This window comes from Acinetobacter sp. GD03645 (genome assembly GCF_029845285.1).
Taxonomy (GTDB): domain Bacteria; phylum Pseudomonadota; class Gammaproteobacteria; order Pseudomonadales; family Moraxellaceae; genus Acinetobacter; species Acinetobacter corruptisaponis.
In genome coordinates this window covers 231,819-248,302 of sequence record NZ_JAOCLL010000001.1, presented here as the reverse complement: position 1 = coordinate 248,302, position 16,484 = coordinate 231,819, and the positions used below count along the sequence as shown (strand labels likewise).

At 42.5% G+C, this 16,484-nt stretch carries 14 protein-coding genes; 10 read left to right on the top strand and 4 right to left on the bottom strand.

All coding sequences use genetic code 11. The features are described from left to right. Positions 1-54: 54 nt before the first annotated feature. Together N5J47_RS01265 and crp are read right to left on the bottom strand one after the other, a co-directional pair. Positions 55-831, bottom strand: a complete 777-nt coding sequence (locus N5J47_RS01265) for a M48 family metallopeptidase (protein ID WP_267979857.1) — start codon at positions 829-831, stop codon at positions 55-57. Between the two features lie 214 nt (positions 832-1,045). Then, a complete protein-coding gene (gene crp / locus N5J47_RS01260) occupies positions 1,046-1,753 on the bottom strand; it encodes a cAMP-activated global transcriptional regulator CRP (RefSeq protein ID WP_267979856.1) in 708 nt (235 codons plus the stop codon). 147 nt (positions 1,754-1,900) lie between these two features. On the opposite strand from crp, the gene N5J47_RS01255 reads away from it, so the two are divergent. Further along, positions 1,901-2,323 (top strand): OsmC family protein, encoded by a 423-nt coding sequence (locus N5J47_RS01255; RefSeq protein WP_279958936.1) that lies wholly within the window; start codon positions 1,901-1,903, stop codon positions 2,321-2,323. Between the two features lie 69 nt (positions 2,324-2,392). Here N5J47_RS01255 and N5J47_RS01250 read toward each other — a convergent pair whose 3' ends face one another. Then, on the bottom strand, positions 2,393-3,190 hold the full coding sequence (locus N5J47_RS01250; protein WP_279958935.1) for a peptidoglycan DD-metalloendopeptidase family protein: 798 nt from the start codon (positions 3,188-3,190) through the stop codon (positions 2,393-2,395). A gap of 269 nt (positions 3,191-3,459) precedes the next feature. Between N5J47_RS01250 and clpB the strand changes: the two genes are divergently transcribed. Beyond that, a complete protein-coding gene (gene clpB, locus N5J47_RS01245) occupies positions 3,460-6,039 on the top strand; it encodes an ATP-dependent chaperone ClpB (protein ID WP_279958934.1) in 2,580 nt (859 codons plus the stop codon). Between the two features lie 168 nt (positions 6,040-6,207). After that, complete coding sequence (locus N5J47_RS01240) at positions 6,208-6,639, top strand: hypothetical protein (RefSeq protein WP_279958933.1); 432 nt, start codon at positions 6,208-6,210, stop codon at positions 6,637-6,639. A gap of 15 nt (positions 6,640-6,654) precedes the next feature. Here the strand turns inward: N5J47_RS01240 and rlmKL are convergent, their stop codons facing one another. Beyond that, on the bottom strand, positions 6,655-8,859 hold the full coding sequence (rlmKL, locus tag N5J47_RS01235) for a bifunctional 23S rRNA (guanine(2069)-N(7))-methyltransferase RlmK/23S rRNA (guanine(2445)-N(2))-methyltransferase RlmL (RefSeq protein ID WP_279958932.1): 2,205 nt from the start codon (positions 8,857-8,859) through the stop codon (positions 6,655-6,657). 249 nt (positions 8,860-9,108) lie between these two features. On the opposite strand from rlmKL, the gene N5J47_RS01230 reads away from it, so the two are divergent. The 7 genes from N5J47_RS01230 to N5J47_RS01200 all read left to right on the top strand — a co-directional run bounded on the left by N5J47_RS01230 (position 9,109) and on the right by N5J47_RS01200 (position 16,445). Continuing rightward, a complete protein-coding gene (locus N5J47_RS01230) occupies positions 9,109-9,483 on the top strand; it encodes a hypothetical protein (RefSeq protein ID WP_279958931.1) in 375 nt (124 codons plus the stop codon). 119 nt (positions 9,484-9,602) lie between these two features. After that, positions 9,603-10,619: an aspartate carbamoyltransferase catalytic subunit gene (locus N5J47_RS01225; protein WP_004759718.1), complete on the top strand. Its 1,017-nt coding sequence runs from the start codon at positions 9,603-9,605 to the stop codon at positions 10,617-10,619. Between the two features lie 12 nt (positions 10,620-10,631). Further along, positions 10,632-11,864 (top strand): dihydroorotase, encoded by a 1,233-nt coding sequence (locus N5J47_RS01220; protein ID WP_279958930.1) that lies wholly within the window; start codon positions 10,632-10,634, stop codon positions 11,862-11,864. A 184-nt stretch (positions 11,865-12,048) separates the two neighbouring features. Further along, positions 12,049-12,621 carry a hypothetical protein gene (locus tag N5J47_RS01215; protein ID WP_279958929.1) on the top strand — a complete coding sequence of 191 codons (573 nt, stop codon included), beginning with the start codon at positions 12,049-12,051 and terminating at the stop codon, positions 12,619-12,621. A gap of 257 nt (positions 12,622-12,878) precedes the next feature. Beyond that, the gene (locus N5J47_RS01210) at positions 12,879-14,297 is read left to right on the top strand and encodes an OmpA family protein (RefSeq protein WP_279958928.1); all 1,419 of its coding nucleotides are present in this window, start codon (positions 12,879-12,881) and stop codon (positions 14,295-14,297) included. Between the two features lie 184 nt (positions 14,298-14,481). Continuing rightward, positions 14,482-15,534, top strand: coding sequence for a DUF1311 domain-containing protein (locus N5J47_RS01205; protein ID WP_279958927.1), 1,053 nt, complete (start codon positions 14,482-14,484; stop codon positions 15,532-15,534). Between the two features lie 128 nt (positions 15,535-15,662). Next, positions 15,663-16,445, top strand: a complete 783-nt coding sequence (locus tag N5J47_RS01200) for a DUF2520 domain-containing protein (protein WP_279958926.1) — start codon at positions 15,663-15,665, stop codon at positions 16,443-16,445. Positions 16,446-16,484: the final 39 nt, after the last annotated feature.

The following is a 16,484-nucleotide window of genomic DNA, read 5'->3' as shown; positions in this document are numbered from 1 at the left end:
ACAATTATAGTATCTTGAAATAGGCCTTTCTTGTAAGAAAGGCCATAATGCTTATTAACGACGCTTGTTATACACCGCCATCGCAGCTGGCAGGTTTTTACGCATATCGCCAATACGCTGTGTATTCGATGGGTGAGTTGACAAGAATGAAGCGCCACCCGCACCATCTAAACGATTCATTTTTTCCCAAAGGCTAATGGCCGCATTTGGGTTGTAGCCCGCTTTTGCCATCAGCATTAAACCGCCGTAATCGGCGCGGCTTTCAAGGTTACGTGAATAAGGCAGGCCAATACCAATTTGACTGCCTAAATTAATTGCGGCATTGCCTAGATCACCGATATTGGCACCCGCATAAGACGTACCAATGCCAATCGCCAGGTTGGTCAGTGCCTGTGCACCAATCTTACTCTTGGCATGCTCTTCAAGTGCATGGGTCATTTCATGGCCCATGACTGCTGCAATTTCATCATTGGTTAAATTCAGCTTGTTGACAATACCTGTATAGAACACCACTTTACCGCCTGGTGCCACATAGGCATTGACGGTATCAGATTTTAATACAGCCAGTTGCCAGTCAAAACGTTGACCTGTTTGATTGAGTTGATCAGCATAAGGTTTCAGGCGCAGGAATACGCTGTTAATGCGTTGATAGGTATTTGAACTGGTATCCAGCTGGTTCTTGGCACGTGCTTCCTGAGTCATCTGTGCAAAGCTTTGTGCTGATTGCGCATTCAGGGTTGCACTGTCCGCACCCGCCATATCTGCAAATGAGGCACAGCCTGAAATGGTCATTACAGTGATCGCACAAAGGCTTAAAGCCAATTTTTTCATACTTATTCGCTCCAAATCAGTATCTTATGAATATCGTCATGATTAAGGAGGATTATAAAAAATGTTTATAACGCTTTACATTCCGAATGGCTCTATAATCATAGTAATTATGTAATCACTATTTTGTCATATTACATGGATTTTCACGTAAATTGATAAAATTAAAGCCAGTGTTTTGCACTGGCTTTGATAGTGAGACAGAAGCCTGATGAAATCAATCTTCGTCGTCAAATTCCTCTTCAGAAAAAGCATTTTCTTCTAAAGACGTATCAAAAATTAAAATGGCCTTACCATCAGTCTGGATCATGCCCTGGTCTTCAAGTGTTTTAAGTACACGACCAACCATTTCACGGGAACAGCCCACAATACGGCCAATTTCCTGACGGGTAATACGAATCTGACGACCATTCGGTAAAATCATTGCCTCAGGTTGTGCAGATAAGTCGATTAGACAACGTGCAATACGACCAGACACATCAATAAACGCAAGGTCAGTCACTTTACGGGTGGTGTTCTTAAGACGACGCACCAACTGGGCAAATACCGCATAGCTTAGGTCAGGGTATTGCTTGCTTAACTCATGGAAATTGTCGTAGGAAATTTCAGCAATCTCACATACATCTCGGGTACGTACTTCTGCGGTACGTTGAGGATTCTTTTCAAAAAGACCCATTTCACCAAAGAAGTCGCCTGGGTTGAGGTAGGCCACAACAATTTCACGCTCATCATCTTCACGTAATATAATTGACACTGAACCTTTTAATATTAAATACAGTGATTTTGATTCAGTTCCAGCATCAATAATCGTGGTGCGTTTAGGGTATCTGTTAATATGAGCACGTTTTAGCAAAGCCTTTACTGACTCAGGCAGTTGGCCTGGAGATAAAGCATCAGTGCTAAGTTGTGAAAAATTTGAAGTCATGCTTAAAATTTCCGAATTTGGATAAAACCGATCGCACAGGCCTTGTTAGAGCCTTTTCTACACAGAAGAGATGAAATTCCTTATCAACTCATTTTATGTTAGTGTACAAGAACTAGGTAAATTTATAACGTTTTTTGGGTAGTTGCAATGCAAACAAGTGTACATTGGTTAGAGAATGTTGCTTTTGAAGCGAAATCGGAAAGTGGCCACAGTGTGGTGATGGATGGTTCCGCTGAATATGGGGGTGAAAACCGTGGTCCACGTCCTATGGAGTTGATTTTAATGGGACTTGGTGGTTGTGCTTCGTTTGATATTGTGACCATTTTAAAGAAATCCCGCCAAGATGTGACAGATGTTGTATGTCAGTTAAAAGCTGAAAGGGCAGATGCAATCCCAGCCGTGTTTACAAAAATCCATCTACACTTCATTGTGACAGGTAAAGCTGTAAAAGAAAAGCAGGTTGAAAAGGCGGTTGAGCTTTCAGCAGAAAAATACTGCTCGGCAAGTAAAATGCTTTCGGATGGTGGGGTGGAAATTAGCCATGACTTCGAAATTATTGAAGCGGAATAAAGCCTGATTGTTAAGTTTTACTAAAAAGTGATCTATTGTCATAGATCACTTTTTTATAAGTTTATCTTTTTATTTTATGAACAATCGTGGGTCTACCCGAGCATTATTCAGGCTCATTCCCCAATGTAGATGCGCACCCGTTACACGTCCAGTATTACCCACCAGTCCAAGTTGTTCTCCCTGACGAATAGACTGTCCTTTTTCAACATTAATTTTACTCAGATGGCAGAACATGCTGATCAGGCCCTGACCATGATCAATCAGCACAGTATTGCCATTAAAAAAGTAATTACCTGTTTGCACCACAATACCATCCGCAGGGGCAATTACCTTTTGCCCAACGGGTGCTGGAATGTCCAAACCAGAGTGGGGTGCACGTTCTTCTCCATTAAAGAAACGCTTTTTTCCAAATGAGTTACTGAATTTTCCTGCTGTAGGCCGAATAAATTCTGGAAATATTGTCCATGTGCTTGGGTTAAATGAACTGTAGATGTCATTTTGCTCCTTTGCCTCACGTGCATATCGATCCAACTGCTCCTGATTGGGGTTGACATACTCCTGATTTTTAACCGTTAGGCGTTGTTCAGCGTAGGCATAGGGTTTTATATCAATCTGTATGGGATTGGCATTGGTGGTTAAGGTGACTGTTCCTAATGGTGTAGAAAGAGGAATACCAAACACGGCATAACGTTGTCCCTGTTCCTGCGTAATCAGTACGGGATTTTGTTCATAAAAAACCTGGGTTGTATCTGCTGTTAATGGAATGACGGCAATTCCACCTGCCCGTCGTGAATCTTGGGGGAGTTGGGCGAAACAGTGAATAGGAATGAGGCAAGATACCAAAAGGCAGATTTTTTTTAGATACATGGTCGTCATATTACATATTGATCGAAACAAAAAGCTAAGCTAAAGCGTTCTATACAAAAGTACAATAAAGGTTCTGTGCAAATTGGAAAAGACTGAAAATTTATACAAAACATACTTGAAATATATTATTTATAGACCCATATTATTAGTGAGTTTTATCCATATTTTATTTTATAAGATTTTGAAAAATATATAAATTTTATTTGAAATTCTAAAAAGTGTTCCCATCTTAGTGATAAGTTAAAAATTTGTTGTGAGGAATAACAAGAATGCGCTTTGAAAAATTTACAAACCGCCTACAGCAAGCACTCTCAGATGCACAGTCATTGGCAATGGGTAAGGACCATACCGCAATTGCGGGGATTCATATCCTCATGACATTGCTGGAAGAACCTGCTAACCAGAGTCTGTTGCAGCAAGCAGGGGCTGTTTTACCCACCTTAATGCAAAAACTGAATCAGGCATTAAATGATGCCGCAACGATTAGTAATCCAACGGGTGATGTCAATTTAAATCCAGAAGCGGTACGCATTTTAAATTTGGCTGATAGTTATGCACAAAAAGCAGGGGATGAATTTTTATCCACTGATTGGGTGTTATTGGCATTGGCTGAACAGGGTGAAACCAAAAAAATTATTGAAAGCTCAGGTGCAACTGCACAGAAATTGCGTGCAGTCATTGAAAAAATTAGAGGAACAGAAAAAGTGACCACCAATAACCATGAAGATCAACGTGACTCACTCAATAAATATACCATTGATTTAACTGAGCGTGCCTTAGCAGGCAAGCTAGACCCTGTGATTGGACGTGATGATGAAATCCGCCGTACCATTCAGGTGCTGTCACGGCGTACCAAAAACAACCCTGTGCTGATTGGTGAACCTGGGGTGGGTAAAACTGCCATTGTAGAGGGCTTGGCGCAACGTATTGTCAATGGTGAGGTGCCTGAAAGCTTAAAGAATAAACGTGTGCTTTCACTGGACTTGGGTTCGTTGCTGGCGGGTGCAAAATATCGTGGTGAGTTTGAGGAGCGCTTAAAAGCGGTATTGAAAGACCTTGCTAAACATGAAGGTGAGATCATCCTGTTTATTGATGAGTTGCATACGCTGGTCGGTGCGGGTAAGGGCGACGGTGCAATGGATGCTGGTAATATGCTTAAACCTGCGCTAGCGCGTGGTGAACTGCGCTGTGTTGGTGCTACCACTTTGGATGAATATCGCCAGTATATTGAGAAAGATGCTGCGCTTGAGCGTCGTTTCCAGAAAGTGTTGGTGGATGAACCAAGTGTTGAAGATACCATTGCAATCTTACGTGGTTTAAAAGAGAAATATGCAACGCACCACGGCGTACAGATTTTAGATTCTGCGATTATTGCCGCGGCCAAGATGTCGCATCGTTACATCACTGACCGTCAGTTGCCAGATAAAGCCATTGACCTGATTGATGAGGCGGCTTCACGGATTAAAATGGAGATCGATTCCAAGCCAGAAGCACTGGATAAGCTTGATCGCCGTCTCATCCAGTTAAAAATGCAGTTGGAAGCGGTGAAAAAAGATGAAGATGCGGGCAGTAAGGCTGAAGTCAATCATCTTGAGCAGCAAATTGCTGAAAAGCAGAAAGAGTACAATGATCTGGAAGAAATCTGGAAAGCTGAAAAAACACTGGTTGAGGGTGATAAAAAAGCTCAGATCGAATTGGATCAGGCACGGGTTGCTTTGGAAAAAGCCAAACGTGAGGGAGATTTGGCGGAAGCGGCACGCCTGCAATATGGTGTGATTCCAGAGTTGCAGAAACGTCTGGAACAGGCGGAAATTGCTGAGGAAAATGAAGAACCTAAACTCATTCGCACCAAAGTGACCGAGAATGAGATTGCTGAGGTGGTGAGTGCAGCAACAGGTATTCCTGTAACAAAAATGTTGCAGGGCGAACGTGAAAAACTGCTCCAGATGGAAGAGTTCTTGCATAACCGTGTGGTTGGTCAGGATGAAGCGGTGGTGGCGGTTTCAAATGCGGTACGTCGTTCACGCGCAGGCCTGTCCGATCCAAACCGTCCAAGCGGATCATTCTTGTTCCTTGGCCCGACAGGTGTGGGTAAAACCGAGCTGACCAAGGCATTGGCCAACTTCCTATTTGACAGTGATGATGCCATGATTCGGATTGATATGTCTGAGTTTATGGAAAAACATTCGGTTAGCCGTTTGGTGGGCGCACCTCCAGGCTATGTGGGCTATGAAGAGGGTGGTGTTTTAACCGAAGCGGTACGTCGTAAACCATACAGTGTGGTGTTGTTTGACGAGGTGGAGAAAGCGCATCCAGATGTGTTCAATATCTTGCTGCAAGTGTTGGATGATGGTCGCTTAACTGATTCACAAGGTCGCGTGGTGGACTTTAAAAATACGGTCATCGTGATGACATCCAACCTAGGTTCACAGGATGTACGTGAACTTGGTGAGGGTGCAACCGATGATGAGATTCGAACTGTTGTGATGAGTGCGGTTAGCCAGCATTTCCGTCCAGAGTTTATTAACCGTATTGATGAGTTGGTGATTTTCCATTCACTACAAAAAGCCCAGATTCGTGGTATTGCGGATATTCAGCTAGATCGTTTACGTTCTCGCCTGAATGAGCGTGATATGGGCTTGACTGTGGATGACACGGCGTTTGATCTGTTGATTGAGGCTGGTTTTGATCCTGTGTATGGTGCACGTCCATTAAAACGCGCAATTCAGCAACAGGTGGAAAACAGTCTGGCACAGAAGATTTTATCTGGTGAGTTCCAGCCAGGAGATAATATCCTGATTAAAGGTGAGGATGGTCATCTGGTGTTTGATAAACTTAAATTGAGTTAAACAAAAACTGTAATTGCTGGACAAAAAGATGGTGATGAGAATCACCATCTTTTTTTATATGGGTGCAACTGGTCAGATTTTTTAGGGAAAATTACCAATAACATTGCGACTTGATGAAAAACTTGATAGTTTCAGAGCAAATAAGAAAAAAATTCAGGATGAATTGCAATGGAAAATAAGCAACATCATTACACGGACCTCTGTGTAGTTTTGTTTATGATCACTTTATCTTCAATGGGGCACACTGCACAACCATTAAGTGAAGTAAATTTGGCACTACAAACAGGAGTGCTGAATAACGCATTGCCACGCATTATTGTAAAAGCCCAGCAGGATGCATTAAAGCCAGAGGAAGAACGCTGGCGTGCCCAACGTGCCTTGAGCGACTGGAATTTACGTGAGATACGCATTAATACGTTATTGGAAAGTGTATTATCTCCACATGAAGAGCAGAAAAAAACGAAAATTGATGAAATTAATGAAAAAAAGGAAGCTCGTATGAAACCTCATGCTCAAGCTCCCGATCGTTTTATGATTTATCAATTTGACACGAATGATAATGTTCACGCAGAGATCACTATTCATACATCACGAGAATAGTGTGATCTGAATTTTTTACATTTGTGGATGCTTTATTTTCCAGGCACGATGAATTTTTTGATTACGTTTGAAATCCAGCCCAATGGTTTCAGAGGTAATTTCTTCAACATCATATAGGGCTTCAAGTTCCTCATCCAATTCGAAGCCTCTATAGTTATTCGAGAAATATAGCGTCCCTTCACTGTTTAGGCGGTTCATTGCCCGTTTGAGCAGTGAAACATGATCACGCTGTACATCAAATGTTCCATAGAATTTCTTTGAATTTGAGAATGTCGGTGGATCAATAAAGATCAGGTCATATTGCTCATGACCCTCTTTCAACCATTCAAAACAGTCACTGGCAAAGAACATATGCTGTTCATCTGCATGGTCTACCGTTAAGCCATTCAGCACAAAGTTTTCTTTAGACCAACTCAGATAAGTATTGGATAAATCGACACTGGTGGTACTGGCTGCGCCACCCAATGCGGCATGTAAACTTGCTGTTGAGGTATAGCTATACAGGTTCAGGAAATGCTTGCCACGCGCTTCCTTGGCGATTCGAAGACGAATCTGGCGATGGTCTAAAAATAGACCTGTATCTAGGTAATCCGTTAAATTCACCAAAATTTTGGCATTACCCTCTTGGACGATAAAGCGTTTAGAGGCGGTGCTTTGTTTGGTGTATTGATTTGTACCTGTCTGTTTTGCACGGGTTTTAATAAATATGGCATCACGTTGTAAGCCAGTCACAGCACGGATTGCGGCAAGTGCAAGGTTAAAACGTTTTTTGGCTTTTTCAGGATCAATGGTTTTAGGTGGTGCATATTCCTGTACATGCAATCTATCCCCATATAAATCAACGGCAACGTTGAAGTCAGGCAAGTCGGCATCATACAGACGCAGACAGTAGATATTTTCCTTAACCGCCCATTTCTTCAAGGCCTGCATGTTTTTTTGCAAACGGTTGGTAAAGTCCTCAGCACCCTCGATTTTTTCAAACTGTTGTGGTTGCCAGCTCGCCAGAAATGGCTGGGTGACGGTTGCTGGCTTGATGGTGCCAAAACGCACGTATATTGGTAATTTACCATTCATTAAACGTAAGGTTTGTGGATCATTAAATGCCAGTACATCTGCCTGTTCAACCTGTGCCGCAATGATAGCAGCACGTTGGTTTGGAAAATTCTTCTGCAATAAAGCCGATAAACCCAGATATAAAGAACGGTTTGAGGCTTTATCTCCCAAACGTTCTCCATAAGGAGGATTGGTCACAATAAAGGCTTTCTTGCCCTCGGCATGGAAGTCAACCCAGTCTGCTAAGGTGCGTTCTTCAATTTGGATCTGGTCAAGCAGTTTTTCAAAACCTGCGGCAATGATATTTTGGCGGGTGGCTTTGACCGCTTCCCAGTCCGCATCGTAAGCATAAAATTTAGGTAAAGCCTGTTCCAAAGCTTTTTCATGGCGTTCTGCTGCTTCAGCCTTAAGTGATAACCAGAGATCACGGTCATGCCCATGCCAGCCATTAAAACCAAAACGTCGGACTAGGCCTGGCGCACGATCCGTTAAAATCATGAGTGCTTCAATAATAAAAGTCCCTGAACCACACATTGGGTCAAGAATAATATCGGGTTGATATTGTGCTAATTGGGCTTTTTGCAGAATTGCCGCTGCCAGATTTTCTTTAATTGGCGCATCGGTCATAAAACGGCGATAGCCACGCTTATGTAGAGAATCACCAGATAAATCCAGACAGTAGGTATGTTCAGTTTTACCTGCCAACACATAAAGTGTAATTTCAGGCTGCTTGATATCAATACTTGGACGTTTGCCTACTGCCTCCATAAAGGAATCCACCACACCATCTTTAACCCGTAAGGTGGCAAACTGGGTATTGACCTTAATTTCACGTTCAACGTGCAGGCGAACTGCAAAGGTGCTTTGTGGTGCAAAAATTAAAGACCAGTCAAAACTGATTGCACCCTCATAAAGTTCTTCTGCCACATCACGGGCATCATGCGAATGTTCCAACTCATGTCTATGAATGGGCAAAACGACCCGTGAGGCAAGGCGTGACCACATGCAGACCCGATACGCCTGTTCCAGTGTGCCCTTAAAAATTAAACGTCCCGCAAAACGTTGAATGTCCTGAATACCAAAGCTTTCCAGTTCTTGTTGTAATAAGGTTTCCAGTCCATCCGCACAGGTCACCCAATATTCTGTTAGACGTGGTTTAGCGTTCATTCAATGTTCCAAAGCGGTTTTAGCAATCGGTTATTTTAACTGATTTTTACCTGTTCTGTCGGCGCATATTTGTGTGATCGTCAGCTTTATCATCTATTAAGAGGTTTTTTTTAAAGTGATCTGATGTTTGTTTATAATTTCTGCACGTTGGGCAGGGCATTTTTTAATTTATTTTAATAATTGGTACAGCTTTTGCATTTCTTCAGATGAATTATCAGTAAATACTTCTCCCAACGATGTGAGGACGTTATGAAAGAAAGCATGAATAATGAAGTGATGGTCAATGCCGAGGCTTTTGCAATCGCAACCCAAATGTATGTACGTTTAAGACGCGTATCCAGTCGCGTGATTGACGTGATGTATCTGGTACATAACAAGGAATATGCACAACATATTGTGGATATTGCCTTGGCAACACAGGATGCCGAGCTGGCCCATTATGTTGAGCGCTTGCGCCCGTTAATTGACCTATATCCTGAGCCAGCTCTCGCCTTGGTTGAAACTAAGGTGGAGGCTGAGAAAGAAAAGCCTGTTGAGGAAAATGACTACTATTCAATAGAGGTGACTGACGAGGAGATTTATCAGGCACAGGTTCACCATCACTATATTGGTGCGCTCCGCTAGCTGAATCTGTTGCAACTCTCTCATTTAATGCAACATAACGGTGAAAAGTTGTTCTGCGAAAATACAAGAATTGGGCTACACTATGCAGGTTTTGGTGATTCGACCCATAGGAATCCATTATGCATATTGCAGCCCTGCATCAACCGAGTCAGGTTCAATTGAATCAGCAAGGAAATTTAAAACACTTTTTAACCATTGAGGGCCTTTCAAGGGAAAGCCTGACCAAGATTTTAGATACAGCACAAAGCTTTTTAGATGACAATAATAACCTGATCAACCGTCCCTTATTAGAGGGTTTGACGGTGATGAACCTTTTCTTTGAAAACTCGACCCGTACCCGAACCACCTTTGAGGCTGCGGCGAAACGTTTATCTGCCAATGTCCTGAATATTGATATTGCACGCTCAAGTACTTCAAAAGGTGAAACGCTGCGGGATACGCTCTGGAATCTGGAGGCGATGGCAGCCGATATTTTTGTAGTACGTCACTCATCTTCAGGTGCCGCACATTTTATTGCCAAAGATATCTGCCCTAAAGTTGCCATTATTAATGCGGGTGATGGTCGCCATGCACATCCGACCCAAGCAATGCTGGATATGTTGACTATTCGCCGTGAAACCAAGAAACCATTTGAACAACTCAGTGTGGCCATTATCGGTGATATTAAACATTCACGGGTGGCACGTTCAGACGTTGCGGCATTACAAACGCTCGGTTGTAAGGATATTCGTGTGATTGCGCCCAATACCTTGCTGCCTGTGGGTTTTGATGAGTATGGTGATCATGTGCGTTTATTTAACCAGATGGATGCAGGCGTGACAGACTGTGATGTGATTATTGCCTTGCGTATCCAGAACGAGCGGATTGATTCACCTGCGTTAGCGTCACAGTCTGAATTTTATAAAATGTACGGACTCAATAAAGAACGTCTGGCTTTGGCAAAACCAGATTGTATCGTGATGCACCCAGGGCCGATGAACCGTGGGGTTGAAATTGATTCCAGCATTGCCGATGGTGATCAGTCCGTGATTCTCAAGCAGGTCACTAACGGTATTGCGGTTCGTATGGCGGTATTGGCACTTGCAATGCAAGGACAATTACAGGAACAGGGTTTAATTGATGCGATTGCACTGTAAGGGATAGCTCACATGAGTATTGTAAAAATTGAAAATGTCCGTGTGCTCGATCCAATTCAAAAAACTGATCTGGTTAAAACAGTTTTTATTGAAAACGGAAAATTGGTTGAAGCCGTTGATCAGGTGGATGAAAGCATTGATGGGCAGGGTAAATGGTTGATGCCAACCATGGTGGACTTGTGTGCGCGTTTGCGTGAACCAGGTCAGCAGCAGCATGGCACCTTGAAGTCGGAAGGCAAGGCAGCCCGTGCCAATGGCATTCTGCATGTGATTACGCCACCAGATTCAAAGCCAATTGTGCAGGATAATGGTGCCTTGATTCATGGTCTCATTGAAAAGGCACAACTCGATGGCGGTATCTATTTACAGATCATTGGCGCACAGACGCAAGGACTAAATGGAAAACAGCCAGCCAATATGGCAGGGTTAAAAAAAGGCGGTTGTACAGCCGTTTCCAATGCCAATGCTGCCTTTGAAAATGATGATGTGGTGATTCGCACCCTTGAATATGCTGCTGGTTTGGGGCTGACCGTGGTGTTCTATGCGGAAGAACCGCAAATTGCTAAAGATGGCTGCGCGCATGAGGGCTTTATTGCCTCACGTCAGGGCTTGCCAATGATCCCTGCGATTGCAGAAACGGTTGCAATTGCCAAATATCTACTGATGATTGAGGCGACAGGTGTCAAAGCCCATTTTGGCCTGTTATCCTGTGGTGCGTCAGTGGAGTTGATTCGCGCTGCTAAAGCCAAAGGTTTGCCTGTGACGGCCGATGTTGCCATGCACCAGTTACATCTAACTGAACAGTTGACGGATGGCTTTAATGCGCTGGCACATGTACGTCCACCATTGCGTTCTGAACAGGACAAGGCGTTATTGCGTCAGGGTGTGAAAGAGGGCGTGATTGATGCGATCTGTACCCATCATGAACCATTAAGTAGTTCTGCGAAAATGGCACCTTTTGCTGAAACACAGTCTGGAATCACCGCTTTTGATACTTATGTGGCACTGGGTGTGCAACTGGTAAGCGAGGGGGTATTTGAGCCACTGGAATGGGTGGAAAAAGTCACTTCAATTCCTGCACAGGTGGCGAATATGTCACAACGCTGGCAACAGGAGGCAGGCTGGGTGCTGGTTGATCCATCATTGCAATGGGTAGTTTCCAAAGCGTCGATTCTTTCCCAAGGGAAAAACACCCCATTGATTGGACAGCAACTGACAGGTAAGGTTATTGGCATATTTGCCTGATAATTATCATAAAAGGCAGAATAAGTTGACTGCACCTTATTCTGCTTTGTAAAATGTGATGTAAGTATTGTATTGAAAGTTTATAGAACAGATTAAAACTAAGAAAAATTCATTAAAGTAATAACAAATAGCTAAGGCTCGGCTAATACGATAAAGCGGTTGAATGGAAATTGGAGTAAAGAATATGTCTATAAATCCAATGGAGTTACTTAAACAGAAAGTTTCATCGGTCATCGTCAATGACCAAACTTGTCTGGTCAATGAAAAAAATGCCATCTTATCAAGATTCTACCCAATTCTCTTAAGTCGTTTTTTAGCAAATCCAGAACTGATTGATCAACTTAAGGAAAAGCTAAGGCCTTGTCTGTCTGATTTACTGGAAAATAATAATCAGGTGATCAATTCATTGCTTATACATCTTGGCGCTGGAAAACTTTCAGTTACAGAAGTAGAGACCACCTTAAATCGGGCAATTCCTAAAAGCCTGGCTGTGCTTTCAGCTGAGGTTGGCAATGAGGCCATCTATATTATTCATTATCTTAGGGAGCATAATGTGTCGATTCAGGCACTGTTGCCTGTTTGGAGTGCCGAGGTGCTTTTACCTTTGGATCAGCTTGAATTAAACGAGCCTGCACAGCCAGAAGAATCCTTGCCAGAAATGCCACCTGAGTCTCATAGACATCATCGAATTTTCCCATTTTTTGCCCTGTTTTTTGCCAGTTTTTCACTCATCTGGTTATACCAGTTAGGTAAATAAGTTGTTTGAATGGTCTTTAAATAAGTATATGTTTTATAATTAAAATTTCATAATAATAAAACGATTAATGAAATATATTAAGTGTATTTTTTATCATTTTATTTGTAAATTGTGATGTAAGTCTTGTATTTAAATTATGTAAAAATGATCAAAAAAAATATAAATGCTTAGAATGAAAAGCATCAGTTTGTGTGTAATAGAACAATTTCCCTAAGCAATCTGAACATTATAAATTTAATTTGTTGGAGTAAATAACAATGTCAATAAATCCAATCGAACTGTTAAAGCAAAAAGTCACCCCTGTATTCCTGAATGACCAAGATGGTTTGACCAGCCAAAAAAATGCACTGTTATCTAAATTCTATCCAATTTTTCTTTCCATTTTGATGGCAAAACCTGAACTGATCCAGAAATTAAAAGACTCCATCTCACCCTCATTAGCCGTTTTATTTGGTCAGGATGAGCAGATTAAAGATACATTTTTGTCCAAGCTTACGGATGGACAGCTTTCCAATATAGAGGCTGAGCAGACATTGACACAGGCGATTCCTAAAAGCATGGCTGCTTTGACCAGCGAGGCTGGCAATGATACACAGAGTATCCTGCATTATTTACAGCACCATGCTGATTCAATCCGTTCACTGTTGCCAGTCTGGGCCGTAGGGTTGCTTGCACCTTTAGGACTTATCTCCAGTACTTCTGCCACCACATCGAATTTGGCAAATCCCCCTGTGAATGGTGCAGGTAAATCACGGGTTTGGTTGCCGATTGTGGCACTCATTATTCTGGCTTTATTGGTTGCGTGGCTATGGAAATCCTGCCAACAGCAACAGGTGGCGGTGCCTATAGACAATCGTTCTGATTCTTCAGCATCTGAAGTGGCTGCAAATGTAGCTCCTGCAACATTCTCATTGCGTACTGATGATAAGGGTGATGTTTCTCAATGCCATGCAGGAATTGGAGATCAAGGACTGTTTGCAGCCATGCAGGCAAAAGTGAAAGAGGTTTTCTCTTCGGCTCAAGATTGTACACTTGATACTGCTACAAACTATGCAGCGTCATTTACTGATCAGGCTGGGCTTGCTGGTGTGCTGGGTTTGCTGAAAGGTGTACCCAATGTATCTCTCGATTGGGTTGGGGATAAACTGACATTAAGGGGTGGCAATTCCGCTAAACTCAATGAATTGGCTGGGCAGATAAAAGCTCTTGTACCCAATACCGAAGTTGTGGTGGAAACTGAAGATAATACCGCTCAAACCGTAACGAATAGCCTAAACGCAGCTCAGGATGCTTTGGCAAATATTGATAGCAATCAGGTTGATATCAACGCAGTCATTAAGGCCCTAAATCTACAGATTATTAACTTCGCAACAGCTTCCCATCAAATTCCAGAGGAAAATAAAGCCATTCTGGATAAGGCCGCCACATTAATGAAAAATGTCAAGGATGCAAAATTGACAGTGGCAGGTTATACCGATTCAACTGGTCATGCTAATAACAACAAAGCCTTATCGCTGAAACGTGCTCAGGCTGTGGTGGATTATCTGGTCAGTCAGGGGGTGGATGCTGCTCAACTTAGCGCCGTAGGTCATGGTGCTGATCATCCAGTGGCAGATAATGCAACAGAAGAGGGGCGTTTTAAAAACCGCCGTATTGAATTTTCAGTAACCCCGTAAGCTGTTATTTAAGCAGTGTCTGAAAGGAGTTATAGCGACATAACTCCTTTTATTTTGACCATTTGCTTTAGCTATTTAATTATAAATAGGACTGTTTAAAGCAAAATAAAGAAAAAACTCGAAAATAGGCTTTTAAATTGAGTAGAATACGCCCGAAAAAAACAAGACAAGAGGGTGATTCAAAATGAACAGGTTTTTTATATTTACAACTTTGACAACGACAATGTTATTGGTGGGTTGTAATAAATTAAAGCCAACTGAGAAAGCCGAAGATGCCGCAACGGCTGCTTCCGAGTGGAGCTGTACCAATCAGGAAAATCTCAACCATATTCAGGCGGCGTTGAAAAAAGAATATTTAAAACAGATTGACCGTAGTTTAAGACAAAGTGACTACCAGTCTGACTATGACATTCTGGATAAAATCAACAAGGGACTCAAGTTTGAAATTACCAATGTGCGTACTTTAGAGGCTGAGAGTGGGGAAGCATCAAAAACCAAATTAAACTGCGAAAGCCAGTTGGTGATTTCTTTCCCGAAAGGCTTACACAAACGTGCAGAAAATGCCTATCTTGAAGAACAAAAATATCAGGGTGATGGGGAGTGTGAAGAGAGTTGTAAGCCATATACCCTGAATGATCATTTTTCCGATAGCGAATATCCACTAAGTCTTGAAGATGACCAATTAAAAGGCGAGTTCTTGTATGACCTCACCAAAACAGATAAAGATGGGTTGGTCTTTAATATCCCAAATCAGAACTCTGTGATTGAGGGTGTGGTCTTTATGGCAACAAGGGCAGTGCAGTATGTTGCTTATTTAAAGGAAAATCAGCGGATTGAAAAAGAAGGGGCAGCATATCAACAAGAGTATGATGCCAATGAGTCTGCTCAAACTGACTTGGCACAAAAAGCCATGAATGTGCGTCAAAAAGAGTTGGATGCTGAAAAAGCCAAACAGGTTGAGCGTTTAAATCAAGCCTGGGATCAATTTACGCCTGAGCAAAAAGCACAATTGCAGCAGGACCAGTCCGACTGGTTTGAAAAACGTGATGTGGACTGTAAGGTGCTGTCACAAAAGAGTGTCTATGATATTGCTGAAAAAGACATGGAAACATATCAAAAGCAGGCACGATACTGGAATGATGCAATGCGTCAGCAGAATCAGGATATGCAATACACCCAATGTTTCACCAAGCGTACTGTTGAGCGTGTGGTTTACTTGAATAATGTGTTTAATTAACAGGTCTTTTTTAACTTTTAAACAGGTTGATTGAGATTTCTGCATAAAATCGAGCTATCCATAGCTCGATTTTATTTTTTGTATTTCATTTTGCTATGCTTGAGCAAATTTCCTGATAGAGAACTGCTATGAAAATCACCCTGATTGGTTCTGGGCGTGTGGCAACCCATTTGGCGTTGGTATTACAGAGCCAGCACCAGATTGTGCAGGTCTTTAGCCCTAAGCTGGCCCATGCGCAAAAGTTGGCGCAGCAGCTTGATGCACAGGCGATCAACTGTCCGAGCCAGCTTGATCCACAGGTTGATCTGGTCATTGTTGCAGTGAGTGATCAGGCGATTTCCCAAGTCATTCATTCAATTACTGGATATTTACCACAAAATCTGATTGTTCATACCTCTGGCAGTACCAGTCTAGCAGTCATTGAGCACACACATCCGCGGGCAGGTGTATTTTATCCACTGCAAACCTTTAGTTTTGAGCGTGAAGTGAACTGGCTGGAAACGCCATTGTTTGTGGAAGCAACTCAGCAGCAAGACTTGGAAACTTTAACACAATTGGCAAATAGCCTAAGTAACCGAGTTTATCAATACAGTTCCAAGCAGCGTCAGACCTTGCATCTGGCGGCAGTGTTTGCATGTAATTTCAGTAATTATTGTTATGACATGGCCCAGCAGATTGTTGAGGCTGAACAGGTTGATTTTAGCCTGCTTTATCCCCTGATTCTGGAAACTGCGGACAAGGCCACAAAGTATAACCCAAAAATCATGCAAACTGGGCCTGCCATGCGGGGTGACCAGAATATTCTACAGATGCATGGTCAGTTGCTGGCTGGAGCAGATCGTAAAGATTTGCAGGACATCTATGTATTGCTGAGTGAGGGGATTTTTAAACGTCACCAAATCAATGGATGAGTTGAGCTTTATGAATACGCCTGTCATCTAGGTTGAAGT